The organism is Robiginitalea sp. SC105, assembly GCF_014243345.1.
In the GTDB taxonomy this organism is placed as follows: domain Bacteria; phylum Bacteroidota; class Bacteroidia; order Flavobacteriales; family Flavobacteriaceae; genus Robiginitalea.
On the sequence record NZ_JACLZF010000002.1, the window covers coordinates 878,430 to 894,543 of the forward strand.

The following is a 16,114-nucleotide window of genomic DNA, read 5'->3' on the forward strand; positions in this document are numbered from 1 at the left end:
CCAATGATTCAGATCATTTGGGCCCGCATTGATCATGACTATATTGAATCGAACAAAATGTAATGCCATGATCACTACAGCACCCTACCACAAGAATGGAATCAATAGCCAGGAGATATTGGCACTGGCCTCCCACAGATCCCCGAATTCTATTTCCATTTACCTGCCGACCCATCGAACAGGCGATGAGGTCCTGCAATCGCATGATGCGCTTGCGCTGAAAAGCAAGATCCGGTCTGTACGGGAAGCGTTTTCCCGTCGGGGTTTGGACAGGCAGGAGCTATCGGAACGTCTCACCCCACTGGAAGATCTGGTGGCCGACTCCGGGTTCTGGAGGAGGCAGGCAGAAGGCCTTGCCATTTTCGCTTCAAAAACCACCTTGCATATTTACCGGCTTTCACGGGATTTTGAACCCGAATTCCGACTGACCGACACCTTCTTTCTCTTACCGATGCTTCCGCTCTTCTCAGGAGGGGGCAGCTATTATCTGCTCTCCCTGGAATTGCAGCGGATACGCCTTTTTGAAGGAAACCGGAACGAGCTGGTGGAAATTCCCGTAGACGACCTGATACCAGACCGCCTGGAGGATCGCGTGGGGACCGATTATGATCAAAGAAACCTGCAATTCAAAAGTCAGCAACCAAAACAGGGTGGTGCTACCTACCATGGGCACGATGAGGCAGACCGCGGCCGGAAGGAAGAAATATCCCGTTTTTTCAAAGGGGTGGACCAGGGAATACGCACTGAATTGAACCGGAAGCCCTTACCGTTGCTTATCGCTTCTCAGGACTACCTGGCGGCGCTTTACAAAGAAGCCAGTTCCTATGGCCTCATTGAGGAAAAGCCTTTGATTTGTAATCTTTCACAAATCGATGAAACCGAGTTGCACCAACTGTCCTGGAATGCCATTTCCCCTGCCTTTGAAAAACCTGCGAGGGACAAATGGGAGAAATTCCTTCAGTTTAACGGAACGGGAAAAGCTTCAGCGCAAACAGATATAATTCTTGCCGGAGCACTTCAGGAAAGGGTTGACAGCCTATTTGTGAAGCAGGGGACAGAACTCAGGGGAAGTTTTGATTTGGAAAAACGCACCAGTAAGATAGCAAAGGATTCATCCCCATTTACCGGGTCGCTGACCGATTTGGCCATTCATGAAACGCTACTGCACGGCGGGGCTGTCTATCCCATGCCCAATGCGGGTATGGCAGGAGAAACCAGTGGCATGGCCGCCCTCTTCAGGTACTGAGCGAAGACTAACTGCTGGGAGACTTCCAGGGGGCAATTTCGGGGTTGCAACAAAAAAAGAGGCCGGTACAACAGCGCGTACCGGCCTCCGTAAGCAGGTATTGAATTTGCAGGATGACCACTTACACTGACCCTTACGTCATTCCGTTGCCGGAAATTGGAAAGAATTCAAAAGGTATATCGTACATTTTCTGTACCTACCCTGGATGCTACCATTTCAAAGCAGCTATCCAATCGTTTAATTCTTTAGATGGACCTTCATTTAAAAGGACTGTGTCCAAGATAGGGATCCTTTGGGTTTCTCAAACTGATCTGCGTCAGTTTGGGAAAAATTCGTGATTAATACTGCAAAGTGGCATTGAGGAACTTCAATCTACAGGTTGAGGTTCCCCGTGGGAGAATGGATCAATCTCACGCCTTGCGTATGGTGGTTTTAAGCATGATAAACTCGCTGATATTCTCGTTGCTGATGGCCCCGGCCCGTTTCGGGCTGTTTAAAGATATTGCCGGCAGTGCCTCGAAAGTATGACCTTTGTCATTCATGATTTACCCGATTGTCCTTAAATTTATAGTTAGGTTCCACTTAAATGCCACAGTCCATGAAAACTTCACCGGCCGAAATGATACATAACCTGAAAGACCGGGAGATCCGGGAAGTCCTTCAGGAAAATTTTATAGGAAGCCTCGCCTACGTGGCCCACGGGGTTCCCTATGTCCTTCCGGTCACCTATTTCTATGACGAAGATGGGAGCTTCCTGATCAGCTACAGCACCGAGGGCCATAAAATCAAGGCCATGCGGGAAAACCCTTCGGTAGCCCTAGGGGTCTATGAGATGGACACCCCGGACCACTGGCGTTCCGTAATGGTCCACGGCACGTTTGAAGAGCTGCACCAGATCGATGCCAAGGCCTGTCTGAGGCAATTTGCTGAGGGGGTCAGGGAAAGGCTGCAGGATAAGGGCATAAAGGACCACGCCATCATAAGTGACTTTTCCAGTAAGGCCTACGACGGGCATATTCCCCTGGTATATCGCATCCGAATCCTGGAGTGGACCGGGAAGAGCCGCAGGTCGTAGTGCGGGCTAAAAAGCGACGTTTATTGTTAATCCGGTAACCCGGGCGCATCCCACTTAATTCGAATAGATAGATGGATAGTATTCGGACCCTTGAGGACCCTGAAGCAACTGTATTGGCCCTGGACATCGGAGGTACCTATACCAAGGCGGGCCTGGTTTCCCGTTCGGGGGAGATCCGGCATGTCGCGGTTATGGATACCGCGTCCGGGGATCCATTTGAGCAATACGTCCCACGGCTGGCAGAGCTTTTCGATCGGTTGCGAAAAGCTTCGGAAAAGGCAGATCCCCTGGCCATGGGCGTTGGCGCCCCGAATGCCAGCAGCCAGAGCGGGATGATGGAGACTCCGCCGAATTTTCAATGGGGCGACCGCATCCCAATTGCCAATACCTGTTCAAAATTATGGGAGTTGCCAGTATTCCTTACCAACGATGCAAATGCAGCTGCCCTGGGAGAAGGCCGTTTCGGAGCTGCCCGCGGCCTGACCGATTTTGTAACCCTCACCCTGGGGACCGGCCTGGGAAGTGGGATAGTCTCAGGCGGACGCTTGTTAACAGGCGCTAATGGCCTGGCCGGTGAGCTCGGACATATCAATGTTTTCCCTGAGGGACGCCAGTGCAATTGTGGTTTGAAGGGTTGTCTTGAAACCTATGCCTCCGTGACCGGGATCAGGCGTACGGTATTTGAACTCATTGCCAACAGGCGGGAGCCTTCCGTTCTGGAGCATTACGCCTTTGAAGAACTCACCGGCCGTATCATTTCCGAGGCAGCCAATGAGGGTGATGCGCTTGCCCTTGAGGCTTTTGATTACACGGCAGGTATCCTGGGCACAAAGATGGCCGATACCGTCGCCCATCTGGATCCTGAGGCCTTTGTGATTTCGGGAGGGCTCAGCCAGGCAGGGGCCATTCTGCTTGAACCACTAAAGCGTGCCCTGGAAGAAAGACTGTTTCCTGTATACAGGGGGCGGGTACGGGTACTGATGTCATCCTACACGAGCGAACAGGCGGTACTGGGCCCTGCGGCGCTGGCCTGGGAAAAACTGGAAGAAGGCCTCGGAGGTCGATAAACAGAGGGTGCCCGCACCATGCAACTGCCCACGGAATTTTGCCGGTTGTCCGGTCCGGCCAGAATGTTTACTTTTAGTGGACACACCAACCCGGACAACATGGACCAACCGACCCGCCAAGAACACGCAACGCGCTACTGGAACGCCAACCTCAGAATCATGGCCGTCCTGCTGGCGATCTGGTTCGCAGTGTCCTTCGGGGCCGGGATCCTGCTGCGGGAATGGCTCGATCAATTCCGCATCGGCGGCTTTGGCCTGGGTTTCTGGTTCGCACAGCAGGGTTCCATCTACGTGTTCGTACTGCTCATTTTTGTTTATGTTTATCTGATGAACCGCCTGGACGCTAAATTCAGGTTCGACCGATAGCCGTGCAACCCAACCAAACCCCTTAAAGCCTTGGACGTTCAAACCTGGACCTACCTGCTGGTCATTGTCACTTTCGCCCTGTACATCGGTATCGCCATCTGGTCGCGTGCCTCATCCACCAAGGATTTTTATGTCGCCGGAGGAGGGGTTTCCCCCCTGGCCAACGGCATGGCCACTGCTGCCGACTGGATGTCCGCAGCCTCTTTTATCTCCATGGCGGGGATCATTGCCTTTGCGGGGTATGACGGCTCGGTTTACCTGATGGGATGGACCGGGGGCTATGTGCTGCTGGCCCTGTTGCTGGCGCCCTACCTCCGGAAATTCGGACGGTTTACCGTCCCGGACTTTATAGGCGAACGCTACTACAGCAAGACCGCGCGCATCGTGGCAGTCTGTTGTGCGCTCCTGGTTTCGTTTACCTACGTAGCCGGTCAGATGCGCGGGGTAGGGGTAGTGTTCTCCCGTTTCCTGGAAGTGGATATCAACACCGGGGTGGTCATCGGGATGGTGATTGTCCTGTTCTATGCGGTACTGGGGGGGATGAAGGGGATTACCTATACGCAGGTGGCCCAGTACTGCGTGCTGATCTTTGCCTTTATGGTCCCCGCGATCTTTATCTCCATACAGATGACCGGCAACCCGGTCCCCCAGGTAGGGATGGGGGCTACCCTGGCAGACGGGTCGGGCACCTACCTGCTCGACAAGCTGGACGGCCTCTCCACCGAACTCGGGTTTGCCGCCTATACGGATGGTACCAAGAACATGATGGACGTTTTCTGCATTACCCTGGCCCTCATGGTCGGGACGGCCGGCCTGCCCCATGTCATTGTCCGGTTCTTTACCGTCCGGCGCGTCCGGGATGCCCGGAAGTCGGCTGGGCTGGCCCTGTTGTTTATCGCCATCCTCTATACCACGGCCCCGGCCGTTTCGGTATTTGCCAAGACCAACCTGCTGAAGACCGTCAGCGGGCAACCCTATGCGGAAATGCCCGCCTGGTTCAAGAACTGGGAGAAAACCGGTTTGCTGGTTTTCGAGGATAAGAACGGGGATGGCCTCATCCAATATGTTTCCGGCCCGGACAACGAGTTGATCGTGGACAGGGATATCATGGTCCTGGCCAACCCGGAGATCGCCGCCCTGCCCGCCTGGGTGATTGCCCTGGTTGCCGCCGGGGGGCTGGCTGCGGCCCTGTCCACGGCTGCCGGCCTGCTCCTGGTGATTAGTTCCGCCATCTCCCACGACCTGATCAAGAACGTCCTGAAGCCGGAAATCACAGAGAAGCAGGAACTCTGGCTGGCGCGGGGCGCTGCCACCATAGCCGTGGTGGTGGCCGGGTATTTCGGGATCAATCCCCCGGACTTTGTGGCTGCGGTGGTCGCCCTGGCATTCGGTTTGGCGGCTGCCTCGTTTTTCCCGGCCATCCTGCTGGGGATCTTCTACAAGCGGATGAACAGCAAGGGGGCTGTCTCGGGCATGGTGGTGGGGATATCCCTGATGCTGTTCTACATGCTGAAATTCAAATTCGGTCTTTTCGACGGGGGCAAGGAAGCCGTGGATGCTTTGGAAGCTGACTGGTGGTGGGGGATCTCCCCGGAAGGCTTCGGCACCCTGGCCATGGTTGCCAATTTTGCCACGGCCCTTTTGGTCAACGCCCTGACGCCGCCCCCGCCGGAGCATATCCAGAACCTGGTGGAGGATATCCGGACGCCGGAAGGCGCACCCCCTGCCGGATCGCATTGATCCCCCGGGCCGGTATATTTTCCAATCTTTTGCTACCTTTAAACCCCGCTGGATTCCTTCGCGGGGCCGAACGAAACAAACACCATGAGCAATTACCATATCAAACACCTGGAGGAGTATTTCCAGGTATACCGCAAATCCGTAAGGGACCCGGAAGCCTTCTGGGAAGAGATCGCCGAAGAACACTTTGTCTGGCGCCGTAAATGGGACCGCGTGCTGCGCTGGGATTTCAAAAAGCCCGAGGTGGCCTGGTTCGAAGGGGCCCGGCTGAACATCACCGAGAACTGCCTGGACCGGCACCTTCCCACACGGGGCAAGAAAACAGCCCTGTTGTTCGAGCCGAACGACCCGTCGGAAGAAGCGGAGCACATCACCTACCGGCAACTGCACGAGCGGGTCTGCCGGATGGCCAATGTGCTCAAGGACATGGGTATCGGCAAGGGCGACCGCGTTTGTATCTACCTGCCGATGATCCCGGAACTGGCCATCTCCGTCCTGGCCTGTGCCCGGATCGGGGCAGTGCATTCCGTGGTCTTTGCCGGTTTCTCCTCCACCGCCCTGGCAACCCGTATCAACGACTCGGATTGCCGGCTGGTGATTACTTCTGACGGCTCTTTCCGGGGTGGCAAGACCATCGACCTGAAAGGGATCGTCGATTCGGCCCTGGAGGAGTGCCCGGGGGTCAACAAGGTACTGGTGGCCAGGCGAACCGGGGCGAAGATCACGATGAAAAAAGGGAGGGACCTCTGGTTGCAGCCCCTGGTGGATGAGGCTTATGCGGATTGCGATGCGGAGATCATGGATGCCGAGGACCCGCTGTTCATCCTCTACACCTCAGGCTCTACCGGCCGGCCCAAGGGGATGGTCCACACCTGCGGCGGGTATATGGTATACACGGCCTATACCTTCAAGAATATCTTCCGCTACCAGGAAGAAGACGTGTACTGGTGTTCCGCCGACATCGGCTGGATCACCGGGCATTCCTATATCGTTTACGGGCCCCTGGCGAACGGTGCAACCACGGTGCTCTTCGAAGGGGTGCCGTCCTACCCGGATTTTGGCCGGTTCTGGGAGGTGATCGAAAAACACAGGGTGAACCAGTTCTACACGGCCCCGACTGCCATCCGGGCCCTGGCAAAGGAAAGCCTGGATTATGTGGAGAAGCACGACCTCTCTTCCCTCAAGGTACTCGGATCGGTCGGGGAGCCGATCAACGAGGAAGCCTGGCACTGGTACAACAACAACATCGGCCGCAACAAGTGCCCCATCGTGGATACCTGGTGGCAGACCGAGACAGGTGGCATCATGATCAGCCCGATCCCCTATGTGACGCCCACCACGCCAACCTTTGCCACCCTGCCCTTTATCGGGGTGCAGCCGGCCCTCATGGACGAAGACGGGAATGAAATCAAGGGGAACCAGGTAAATGGCCGCCTTTGCATCAAATTCCCCTGGCCTTCCATGGCAAGGACCATCTGGGGCGACCACAAACGCTACCGGGACACTTATTTTTCGGCCTATGAGAACAAATACTTCACAGGCGACGGCGCTTCCCGGGATGCCGTGGGCTATTACCGGATCACCGGACGGGTAGATGACGTGATCATTGTCAGCGGCCACAACCTGGGAACGGCGCCCATTGAGGACAGCATCAACGAACACCCTGCCGTGGCGGAATCGGCCATCGTCGGCTTTCCGCACGATGTAAAGGGGAACGCGCTTTACGGTTTCGTGATCCTGAAGGAGACCGGGGAGAGCCGGAACCGGGAAAACCTGCACAGGGAAATCAACCAGCAGATCACCGAACAGATCGGGCCCATTGCCAAACTCGACAAGATCCAGTTTGTGTCCGGGCTGCCCAAGACCCGGAGCGGCAAGATCATGAGGCGCATCCTCAGGAAGATAGCGGCAGGGGATACCAAGGACCTGGGGGACATCAGCACGCTCCTGAACCCCGAGGTGGTCGACGAGATCATCCAGCAGGTGGGTTGAGCACCTGCCTTTGGCGGGATTTTGAGCAAGTACAGCCCTAAAAAACAGGCGTTTTGTCCATGCTTTCCTTCATCTGATCGAAAAAGGGACCATTTGTAAAATACCGGGAATACCTTATCGTTGGATATTGGATCAACCCCCGAAACCATGTCCAAGGCCCTTACGATCTTCCTGTTTTTTGCCACTGGCCTGCTTTTTTCCCAAACACCCTACGACCCCGCCGGGTCCGATGAACCCTTATACCGTTATGCCGAATGGGCACCTGCCGGAAAGCAGTCGCTGCCGCTATCGAGCGTGCAGCAGGAGGGAGCGCTGGACTTCCGGCCCATGGATTCGGGCAACCAGGCCCTCGGCTTTACCTCAGATTACCACTGGCTCCGCTTCAAGCTGGTCAACCCGGGGCCGCAGCCCGCGACCTATTACCTGCAGACGGCCCGGCCCGTTACCGACCAGGCCACCCTGTACCGGATCACCGGCACCGAAGCCGCGCGTTTCCAAAGCGGCGACCGGATCCCCTTTGCGGACCGGCAGGTACCCCATCGCGCCACGGTTTTCAGGCTTGACCTTCCTCCGGAATCCCAGGTCAGCTATTACCTGGAGTTCAAGAGTGACGGGGAAACCCTGAACCTCCCACTGGACCTTTACACGGAGACTGGCTTCTGGGAATACAATTACGGAAACCAGCTTTTTCTCGGGTTTTTCTACGGCATTTTACTGCTGGCCGGGATCATCTACCTGTTTTTCTATCGCAGCCTGATGGAGAAATCCTTCCTCTATTATGGTATCTACGTCCTGTCCATCTTCCTGATGCAGGCTACCCTTGATGGCCTGGTATTCCAATATGCCTTCCCGGAGGGCGGCTACCTGAACAACCGTTTTGTGCTGATCAGCGCCCTGATCTGTAATTTTTACCTGCTGAAGTATTGCGAGCATTTCCTGCGGATCGCAGAGCGCAACCCACCCCTCGGCAGGGCCTACCTGTTCCTTTACCTGGTCATTGGCGTACTGGTGGCAGCCACCATGTTCGGGCCGGAGTTGCCGGCATGGGTCTATCCCGTAAGCAACCTGAACGGCCTGCTGAGCCTGCTGCTGATCCTCTATTCGCTCTTGTCCCTGAAATTCAGGAACCGCGTGGTGGTAGATCCGTATTTCACCATCGGTATCTGCTTCCTGGTGATCGGCCTGCTCGGGTTTGTGCTGAATAACCTCAGTGTGCTGCCCAATAATTTCCTGACCCTGAATGCGGCTAAATTCGGTTCGGGCCTGGAGGTGATCTTCCTGTCCCTGTCGATGACCAACCTGATCCGCGAACTGCGCCTGAAAAACGAACGCGCCCAGGAGCTCGCCCTCCAGAAATCCGTTGAAATCAGCCAGATGAAGAGCTCGTTCATGTCCAATATGAGCCATGAACTGCGGACGCCGCTCAACCTGATCATGGGGATTGTGCAGGAGGGCATGAATGCGGATAAGGATGAGGCGTACCGACGGGAACTCTCCATGATCCGGGACGCATCCATCAGCCTGCTGAGCAATATCAACGACATCCTGGATTTCGAAAAGTTGGAGTCGGGTACGCTGACCCTCCGGGAAGATCGTTTTGCCCCGGCAGAAGAGTTGTACAAACTCAGTTCCCACTGGCAGGAACAGGCGCTGGAAAAAGGCCTGCGGTACCATTTTGAGGTCCTCCCGGGCCTCCCCGGGAGCGTGGTTGCCGACAAGGAACGGCTGCTGCAGGTGGTCAACAATGTGTTGAGCAATGCGGTCAAATTCACCATGAAGGGTCGGATTGAGGTGGTCGTTTCAAGCCAACGGAAGGAGGAAGGGAAGCAACGGATTGTAATAACGGTCCGCGATACGGGTATCGGTATCCCTGCCGGGAAAATGCCTCATATCTTCGACAGTTTTAACCAAATGCGCCTGAATGACAAACGGAATTTCGGCGGTGTGGGCATGGGCCTTTGTATCGCCCGCCACCTGACCGATGCCTTCGGGGGTAGCCTGGAGATGCAAAGCGAGGAGGGACAGGGCACGGAAGTGGTGATCGCCATCCCCGTAAAGGCCCTGGCGGTCGGAGAACCTGGCAGCAGTTCGAAAGACACCGCTCCGGTCCCATTGGCCGGGATGCGGGTCCTGGTGGTCGAGGACAACAAGATGAACCAGCTGGTGATCAAAAAACTCCTCGGGAAAATTCCCGGCGTTACCGCGTCGTTTGCGGGCAATGGCAAGGAATGCCTGACTGCCCTGCGGAGCGATCCCTTTGACCTGGTCCTGATGGACCTGCAGATGCCCGTAATGGACGGCTATGAAGCTACGCGCGCCATCCGCAGCGGGACCCTGGGCATGGAAATCGGCACCCTCCCCATCATTGCCGTAACCGCCGATACCACCGAGGGCGCCCGCCAAAGGGTCATCGAGGTGGGTATGCAGGACTACATCTCCAAACCCGTGGACCTGGCCGTGCTTACCGAAAAGCTGGAATACTACGGGGAGCGCCGGCGACTTGCCAGTTAGTTTCTCAACCCACATCCTCACATGCTGTTTTTTGCCGGGTATCCCGCCTTTTGTCCCGAGATTGTTTAGTTTTGCAAAAATTATTTCCGCCCGCCGGACTCCCAGGTCGCGTAGCTCAGCTGGATAGAGCATCTGCCTTCTAAGCAGACGGTCCCAGGTTCGAATCCTGGCGCGATCACTTAAAGCGCAAACCCCGCAACGCTAGTTGCGGGGTATTTTATTTCGAAACCCCTCAAAAGCTTGCTTTTGAAAGGGGTTGAGAAGTAAAATACCGTAAGGCCACAGGTCGTGCGGGTTTGCATTTTCAGGCGGGATTGCCTTCAGGATCACGCCAAAGGCGTAATCCTTGACAGGCGGGACCGCCCTCAAGATCACGAGCGCTAGCGAGTACTTCATCGGATGAAAAGCTTGCTTTTGAAAGGGGTTGAGAAGTAAAATACCGTAAGGCCACAGGCCGTGCGGGTTTGCATTTTCAGGCGGGATTGCCTTCAGGATCACGCCAAAGGCGATAAGCATTGATGAAGGTAATTTGGTTATAGCCTATAGCAAAGGTGAGGAAACATGGGGAGCTAATTGCACAAGATAAACCCGGGCAGCTATTCGTTAAAGATATACATGTTACCGCGCAATGATTCTGACAACATGCAATTCTGGCACCAAAGGGAATAATGTTACAACCTGTAAAATATCATATGGTTCAACTTGCTGATCATTAACTGTAAGAAGTGACACCACAAAATCCCCTTTGGTTCAATAAGGGATTTGTTTGAGTCCTCCATCAAAGGAAATTGTAACTAGATTTGTGTAGGATTTGGAAAAGATTAATAAACAACACCAATTTACTTATAAAATTGTTAGCTCGTTATTTAATCTTAACACGAATCATTAATTTAAAAACAAATACAAATGAAAAAGTTACTATTTATTGCAGCATTCAGCTTAGTCGGAGTTACTGCGTTTGCCCAGGACAAAAATGATATGGACGGTGAGAAAACAACGCAGGTTGCCAAATCCCAACAGGGATATATGGAGGTGACACTGGATGAATTACCTGGCGAAGTTGTAATGGGTCTTGAAAAAAAATATCCAGAAGCAAACATCGACAAAGCGTACTGGAATTCAGAAGATTTGAAATTCAAACTTGATATTACCAAGCAAGACGGCACGTCAGAAAGCCTCTATGTTAATAAAGAAGGCAAATTTCTTGATGTAAAATAATCGTAGGTAATTGGTATTCTACCTTTAGGAAATCAGAGACCATAGTGATATGGTCTCTTTTTTTGTTTCAACTTGGCAGGTGAAGGGATATTGGAAATACGAAAAAAAAAGGGAACGTTCCACAACGCCCCCTTTAACGGTGCTTTATTTGCCCATAAGCCATAAAAGTTATCACTAATAAATGGGGTTTGCATTTTCAGGCGGGATTGCCTTCAGGATCACGCCAAAGGCGTAATCCTTGACAGTCGGGGCTTCCCTCGGGATCACGAGCGCCGGCGAGTAATCCATTCGATCAAAAAGCGGCATATGCCATGATCTGGAAAGCCAACTGATTTATATCATGGGGTAGCGGACGCTAACCTATTATCTTCAGGTTAAGCAATTCCAGGATTTGTCGCCATGAAACACACCCAAAAGCTCGGTACTGAACGCTATGAGAATCTCGGGAAACTTTTTTTCGCAGTGGCCATGGCGGACGGCAGGGTAGACCCCGCTGAAGTCACAAAACTGCGTAAGATTGTCCGGGAAAGATGGCTCCCGGTGGACGACATTGAAGACCCGTACCACTCGGATGCGGCCTACCAGATAGAAACCGTCTTTGACTGGGCCCTGGAACACGATATGACCAGCGCACAGGGGTTTGATGATTTCGCGGATTTTTACCATGAACACCCCGGGCTTTTCCCGGACCAGATCAAACTGCTGATTTTAGATACCGCCAGTGCCGTGGCCAATGCGTTCGCCTTACATAATAAATCGGAACTCATCCTGCTGGGCAAGCTGCAGTTGCTTTTTGCGGATTAAGAGGCTTGTACAGTAAGTTACCCGAAGCCTATACTTTACCCCTTCTTTTCCTTTGGTTACCCAAATATTGAATCAGAATTACTGACTCAGAATGATTCAGGTCATTTGAAAGTTTTCCCGGGATGGTTTTCTTGGAGGGTAAATAAATAGCGATGTCAAAACTGAAATATACCCTTCTGGGAATTGTCGGCCTGGTTTTTATGGTTGGTTGCGGACCTGTGGTCATAACCTCGCGAGTGGGAAACCCCCCGCCTCCGTGGTTCTACCCCAACCGGTTGGAAGTGGTCCGGTACGTGTATTTTCCAGAGTTGACCATTTACTATGACCTGACCACCCGGGTGTATATTTACCGGGATGGAGGTAACTGGGTCCGCAGGCCCCAATTGCCACCCCGGTACCGGAATATTGATCTGCGTACCAAGCGGTTCGAGCGTATCCGAAACTACCAGGATGAGGATATCCGCCGGTACCATGACACCCAACGCACCGGCCGGGTAAGGAATCAATGACCCGGCGGATGGTAAGTTTTGAGATGTAACACCCGGATGCCGAAATATTTTAACTATTAATGCCATGCACCTGCTATCGAATATACACGCCACGGATATTGCCATACATGCGGCAGGGGATACGATGCCGGAATTATTTCTGAATGCGCTGAGGGGCATGAACGAGATACTCAAGGAGGGACTTTGCGGAGCCCAGACGCATTATGATTGTTCCAGTAAGATTGAAGTTTACGCAAGGGACAGGCGCCGCCTGCTGATTGATTTCCTGTCGGAGGTGCTGGAGAAATCATATGCGTATCGCGCGGTTTTCTGTTATGTCTATTTTTCGGAATTTTCGGAAAATCATCTCGAGGCCCGTTTATATGGGGTTTGGTTTAACCAGTTCGACATTCGGATCAATTCGGTGGCCTGTGAAGATGCCAGCGTCGAACAAAATGCCCGGGGTACATGGGATTCAACCCTCGATTTTGAATTGGAGGAATAGGACCTGCCTGGAGGCCAACATCTGCGCCCTTACCCTTTGCCTTTAAATGCCGATTGATTATCAATCCGTTATGTCCGTTTCGCTATCTTAGGGCTTAAGATGAAAAAAGTCTTTAGACTCTTACGGGAGAAATGGGTGGAATACCTCCTCGAAATCCTGGTCATCATTTTAGGTATCCTGGGTGCTTTTGCACTGGATAACTGGAATGAAGAGCGGGTAAACCGAAACATTGAAAAAGCTACCTATCAGAGCCTGACTGCCAGTTTAAGGCAGGATTCTACCGAACTGCAAAGGATTATTTCCATACAGAAAAAGACTATTGCCGGGCTTCAGGCAGTAATCATCAAAGATTTGGATGCATTGCGCGACTCACTCCCGGATGAGGCGATCATAGATTTCCTGCCGGATATAATGAATGGCGTCATCAGTTTTTTCCCCAAATACGGGATTTACAACATGATGATTTCCCAGGGCAAAATAGAATTGATCCGGTCCGATTCGATCAAATCTTCATTAATTGAACTATACGACTATCATTACCAGCGATACCAAACAATCGACGCCCAACTTGACCGAAAGTATTTTGATGAGTTGAACCCTTTTTTTATTCGTTATCTGGGCTTTGTGGGTGGTCCCATTAAACTGAAAGCCATCGACATGGAAGAATTGATTGCGAATTACGAGGAGTTGCGATTTCAATGTAGCAATGTATACATGTTGTCAACCGCCAGCAATCAGCTTCTGGGCAGAATTCAGAAAAAGGTGAATGAATTGCTTAAGGAGATTGCGGTTGAGTTGGCCAAAAAGTAGTTGTAATTGAAGAAAGGCCATGTTTAGAATTTACGGTTTCCTTTTGATTTTCGGGATTGCAGTTCCTGCATGCAGCCAGCAGGTATCGGTAGATATCCGACCCGGGGCGGCCTATTTTACCGAAGGGGCCGACAGCATCCTGACCTACCAGATCGCCGAAAAGTCCCTGGACGGCGCTTACGGTCGGGCCAACTACATCCATCCGCTCTTCGGGCTGGATGGCCAGGTGCTTTCGGAGGATTTCCCTGCGGACCACCTGCACCACCGGGGCATTTTCTGGGCCTGGCACCAGCTCTATATCGACGGGAAACGCATAGGCGATGGATGGGAGATCCGGGATTTTTCCTGGGAAGTGAAGTCGGTACAGGAAATCGGAAATCAGCGCAATACCGGGGCACTTCCAGGCGGAGCCCGGGCCATACAGGCGGAAGTACTATGGAAGTCACCTCTGTGGACAGATCCCAGGGGCCGGGAGTTGCCCCTGGTCCGGGAAATAACCAGGATCACCGCCTATCCTGCCAAGGACGCTTATCGCCAGATCGATGTTGTGATATCCCTGATAGCCCTCGAGGAAGGCATGCGGATCGGCGGCTCGGAGGATGAAAAGGGCTACGGGGGATTTTCAGCCCGGATCCGCCTGGCCGATGGCATGGCGTTCACCGGCCCGAATGGCAAGGTGGTACCCGAGAATTTGCCGGTGCAGGCTGTGGGATGGCTGGATATTTCCGGGCCCATTGGCCGGGGAGGGGCCGATTCCGGCCTGACGATCCTCAGCCATCCGGGAAATCCCGGGTATCCCAACCCCTGGATTTTGCGTGCTTCGGGGAGCATGCAGAATGCGGTATATCCGCATCCGGGCGCAACCGCTGTCCCGCTCTCCACAACCCAGCCGCTGATCCTGAGCTACCGCCTGTTGGTGCATAAGGGAAACAGCAGGGCGCTGGATATTTCCAAATTGCACGCCGGGTATTCAAGAACTGCTTATTGAGAGGCAGGATCGTACGGACGTGCGGCAGGGATAAACGCCAAATTCCCTACATTTAAAATCCATAAAACCTTGCGATGCGAATAAGTGCATTTTTTCTTATTTCCTTTATCCTGATCCTCTTTGTGGATTGTACCCCCAAAAAGGAGCAGGCCACCGATCCAGAATCGGGAGCTACTGGGGCTGATGCAACTGGGGCTGATGCAACTGTGGCTGCTTCTTCTATTGAATTCACCCGGGAACAGGCCGAAATTCTGATCACCCTTCCAATGGCCTGTGTGGGGCAGGAATATCCCAACAAGCTGGGACAAACCCTGACAGGGCCTGAGGAACTTGCAGAACCACGGGCGCTGCACCCGGCTTTTTACGGATGTTTTGACTGGCACTCGGCCGTCCACGGGCATTGGTCCATGGTAAAGCTGCTCAAGGAATTCCCCGACCTGGCAGGAGCCGATTCCGTCCGACAGGTGCTCCGGAGGAATATCTCAGCCGGAAATATCCTGGCAGAACTCGAATATTTCAAAAAGGAACACGAAAAGGGCTATGAGCGCACTTATGGCTGGGGATGGCTCCTGAAATTGGCAAGCGAACTCCATTCCTGGGACGACCCGATGGCCCGGGAACTCGAAAAGAACCTCAGGCCGCTGACCGGGCTTATCTCGGACAAATTCGTGGAGTACCTGCCCAAATTGCAGTATCCCGTTCGCGTGGGAACCCATACCAATACGGCGTTCGGCCTGGCTTTTGCCTGGGATTACGCGCAGGCCGTACAGGATAGCGCATTGATCGGGGCAATCCGGGAACGTGCTCTGGCGTTTTATGACTCCGACCGGGGGTGCCCGATTACATGGGAACCCAGTGGTGCTGATTTCCTGTCCCCCTGTCTCGAGGAAATGGACCTGATGCGCCGTATCAAAACGCGGGAAGCCTTCCTGGCCTGGACGGACCAGTTCCTCCCTGAGCTGCGCCAAAAGGACTTTGCCCTTGAACCGGCCCGGGTGGGCGATCGCTCCGACGGACAGCTGGTACACCTCGACGGCCTGAACTTCAGCCGTGCCTGGGTTTTTTACGGACTGGCCAAACAATACCCTGCAGCATTCGGGCATTTGCTCCCTCTGGCGAATGCCCATATGGCCTATTCTTTTCCCAACCTGCTGGGCGACGGGTATGAAGGCGGCCACTGGTTAGGAACTTTCGCCCTCTATGCACTGGGAGAACGTTGAGAATCCAGTCATATATAACGAATAGTAGAAACAGCCGGATATGAATGTTGCAGTAGCCCAATTTCAGCCCTGACCTGCTTTGCC

16 protein-coding genes and 1 tRNA gene are annotated in these 16,114 nt (G+C 53.5%); 15 read left to right on the top strand and 2 right to left on the bottom strand.

The features are described 5' to 3' along the window. Window positions 1–67 precede the first annotated feature (67 nt). Window positions 68–1,246 (top strand): hypothetical protein, encoded by a 1,179-nt coding sequence (locus H7F20_RS13025; RefSeq protein WP_185786605.1) that lies wholly within the window; start codon window positions 68–70, stop codon window positions 1,244–1,246. 410 nt (window positions 1,247–1,656) lie between these two features. On the opposite strand, the gene H7F20_RS15995 is transcribed toward H7F20_RS13025, so the two are convergent. Continuing rightward, entirely contained in the window at window positions 1,657–1,788 is a 132-nt protein-coding gene (locus H7F20_RS15995; RefSeq protein ID WP_255444093.1) for a hypothetical protein, read from the bottom strand. 56 nt (window positions 1,789–1,844) lie between these two features. On the opposite strand from H7F20_RS15995, the gene H7F20_RS13030 reads away from it, so the two are divergent. The 7 genes from H7F20_RS13030 (at window position 1,845) to H7F20_RS13060 (ending at window position 10,175) form a co-directional block, all read left to right on the top strand. Beyond that, the gene (locus tag H7F20_RS13030; protein ID WP_185786606.1) at window positions 1,845–2,321 is read left to right on the top strand and encodes a pyridoxamine 5'-phosphate oxidase family protein; all 477 of its coding nucleotides are present in this window, start codon (window positions 1,845–1,847) and stop codon (window positions 2,319–2,321) included. Between the two features lie 71 nt (window positions 2,322–2,392). Next, a complete protein-coding gene (locus H7F20_RS13035; protein WP_185786607.1) occupies window positions 2,393–3,388 on the top strand; it encodes an ROK family protein in 996 nt (331 codons plus the stop codon). Window positions 3,389–3,487: 99 nt separating this feature from the next. Then, window positions 3,488–3,754 carry a DUF4212 domain-containing protein gene (locus H7F20_RS13040; RefSeq protein ID WP_185786608.1) on the top strand — a complete coding sequence of 89 codons (267 nt, stop codon included), beginning with the start codon at window positions 3,488–3,490 and terminating at the stop codon, window positions 3,752–3,754. Window positions 3,755–3,784: 30 nt separating this feature from the next. Beyond that, window positions 3,785–5,494 carry a sodium:solute symporter family protein gene (locus H7F20_RS13045; RefSeq protein WP_185786609.1) on the top strand — a complete coding sequence of 570 codons (1,710 nt, stop codon included), beginning with the start codon at window positions 3,785–3,787 and terminating at the stop codon, window positions 5,492–5,494. Between the two features lie 84 nt (window positions 5,495–5,578). Continuing rightward, the gene (gene acs / locus H7F20_RS13050; protein ID WP_185786610.1) at window positions 5,579–7,486 is read left to right on the top strand and encodes an acetate--CoA ligase; all 1,908 of its coding nucleotides are present in this window, start codon (window positions 5,579–5,581) and stop codon (window positions 7,484–7,486) included. Window positions 7,487–7,633: 147 nt separating this feature from the next. Further along, complete coding sequence (locus H7F20_RS13055; RefSeq protein WP_185786611.1) at window positions 7,634–9,997, top strand: hybrid sensor histidine kinase/response regulator; 2,364 nt, start codon at window positions 7,634–7,636, stop codon at window positions 9,995–9,997. Window positions 9,998–10,101: 104 nt separating this feature from the next. Next, a tRNA-Arg gene (locus tag H7F20_RS13060) sits at window positions 10,102–10,175 on the top strand. A 23-nt stretch (window positions 10,176–10,198) separates the two neighbouring features. Here the strand turns inward: H7F20_RS13060 and H7F20_RS13065 are convergent. Continuing rightward, entirely contained in the window at window positions 10,199–10,513 is a 315-nt protein-coding gene (locus H7F20_RS13065) for a hypothetical protein (RefSeq protein ID WP_185786612.1), read from the bottom strand. Window positions 10,514–10,903: 390 nt separating this feature from the next. Between H7F20_RS13065 and H7F20_RS13070 the strand changes: the two genes are divergently transcribed. The 7 genes from H7F20_RS13070 (at window position 10,904) to H7F20_RS13100 (ending at window position 16,030) form a co-directional block, all read left to right on the top strand. Next, window positions 10,904–11,215 carry a hypothetical protein gene (locus tag H7F20_RS13070; RefSeq protein ID WP_185786613.1) on the top strand — a complete coding sequence of 104 codons (312 nt, stop codon included), beginning with the start codon at window positions 10,904–10,906 and terminating at the stop codon, window positions 11,213–11,215. Window positions 11,216–11,614: 399 nt separating this feature from the next. Beyond that, the gene (locus H7F20_RS13075) at window positions 11,615–12,019 is read left to right on the top strand and encodes a hypothetical protein (protein ID WP_185786614.1); all 405 of its coding nucleotides are present in this window, start codon (window positions 11,615–11,617) and stop codon (window positions 12,017–12,019) included. A 152-nt stretch (window positions 12,020–12,171) separates the two neighbouring features. Then, complete coding sequence (locus H7F20_RS13080) at window positions 12,172–12,528, top strand: hypothetical protein (protein ID WP_185786615.1); 357 nt, start codon at window positions 12,172–12,174, stop codon at window positions 12,526–12,528. 64 nt (window positions 12,529–12,592) lie between these two features. Beyond that, the gene (locus tag H7F20_RS13085; protein WP_185786616.1) at window positions 12,593–13,012 is read left to right on the top strand and encodes an archease; all 420 of its coding nucleotides are present in this window, start codon (window positions 12,593–12,595) and stop codon (window positions 13,010–13,012) included. A 99-nt stretch (window positions 13,013–13,111) separates the two neighbouring features. After that, entirely contained in the window at window positions 13,112–13,822 is a 711-nt protein-coding gene (locus H7F20_RS13090) for a DUF6090 family protein (protein WP_185786617.1), read from the top strand. A gap of 19 nt (window positions 13,823–13,841) precedes the next feature. Then, window positions 13,842–14,810, top strand: a complete 969-nt coding sequence (locus H7F20_RS13095) for a DUF6807 family protein (protein WP_185786618.1) — start codon at window positions 13,842–13,844, stop codon at window positions 14,808–14,810. A 74-nt stretch (window positions 14,811–14,884) separates the two neighbouring features. Continuing rightward, the gene (locus H7F20_RS13100; protein ID WP_185786619.1) at window positions 14,885–16,030 is read left to right on the top strand and encodes a DUF2891 domain-containing protein; all 1,146 of its coding nucleotides are present in this window, start codon (window positions 14,885–14,887) and stop codon (window positions 16,028–16,030) included. Window positions 16,031–16,114 lie beyond the last annotated feature (84 nt).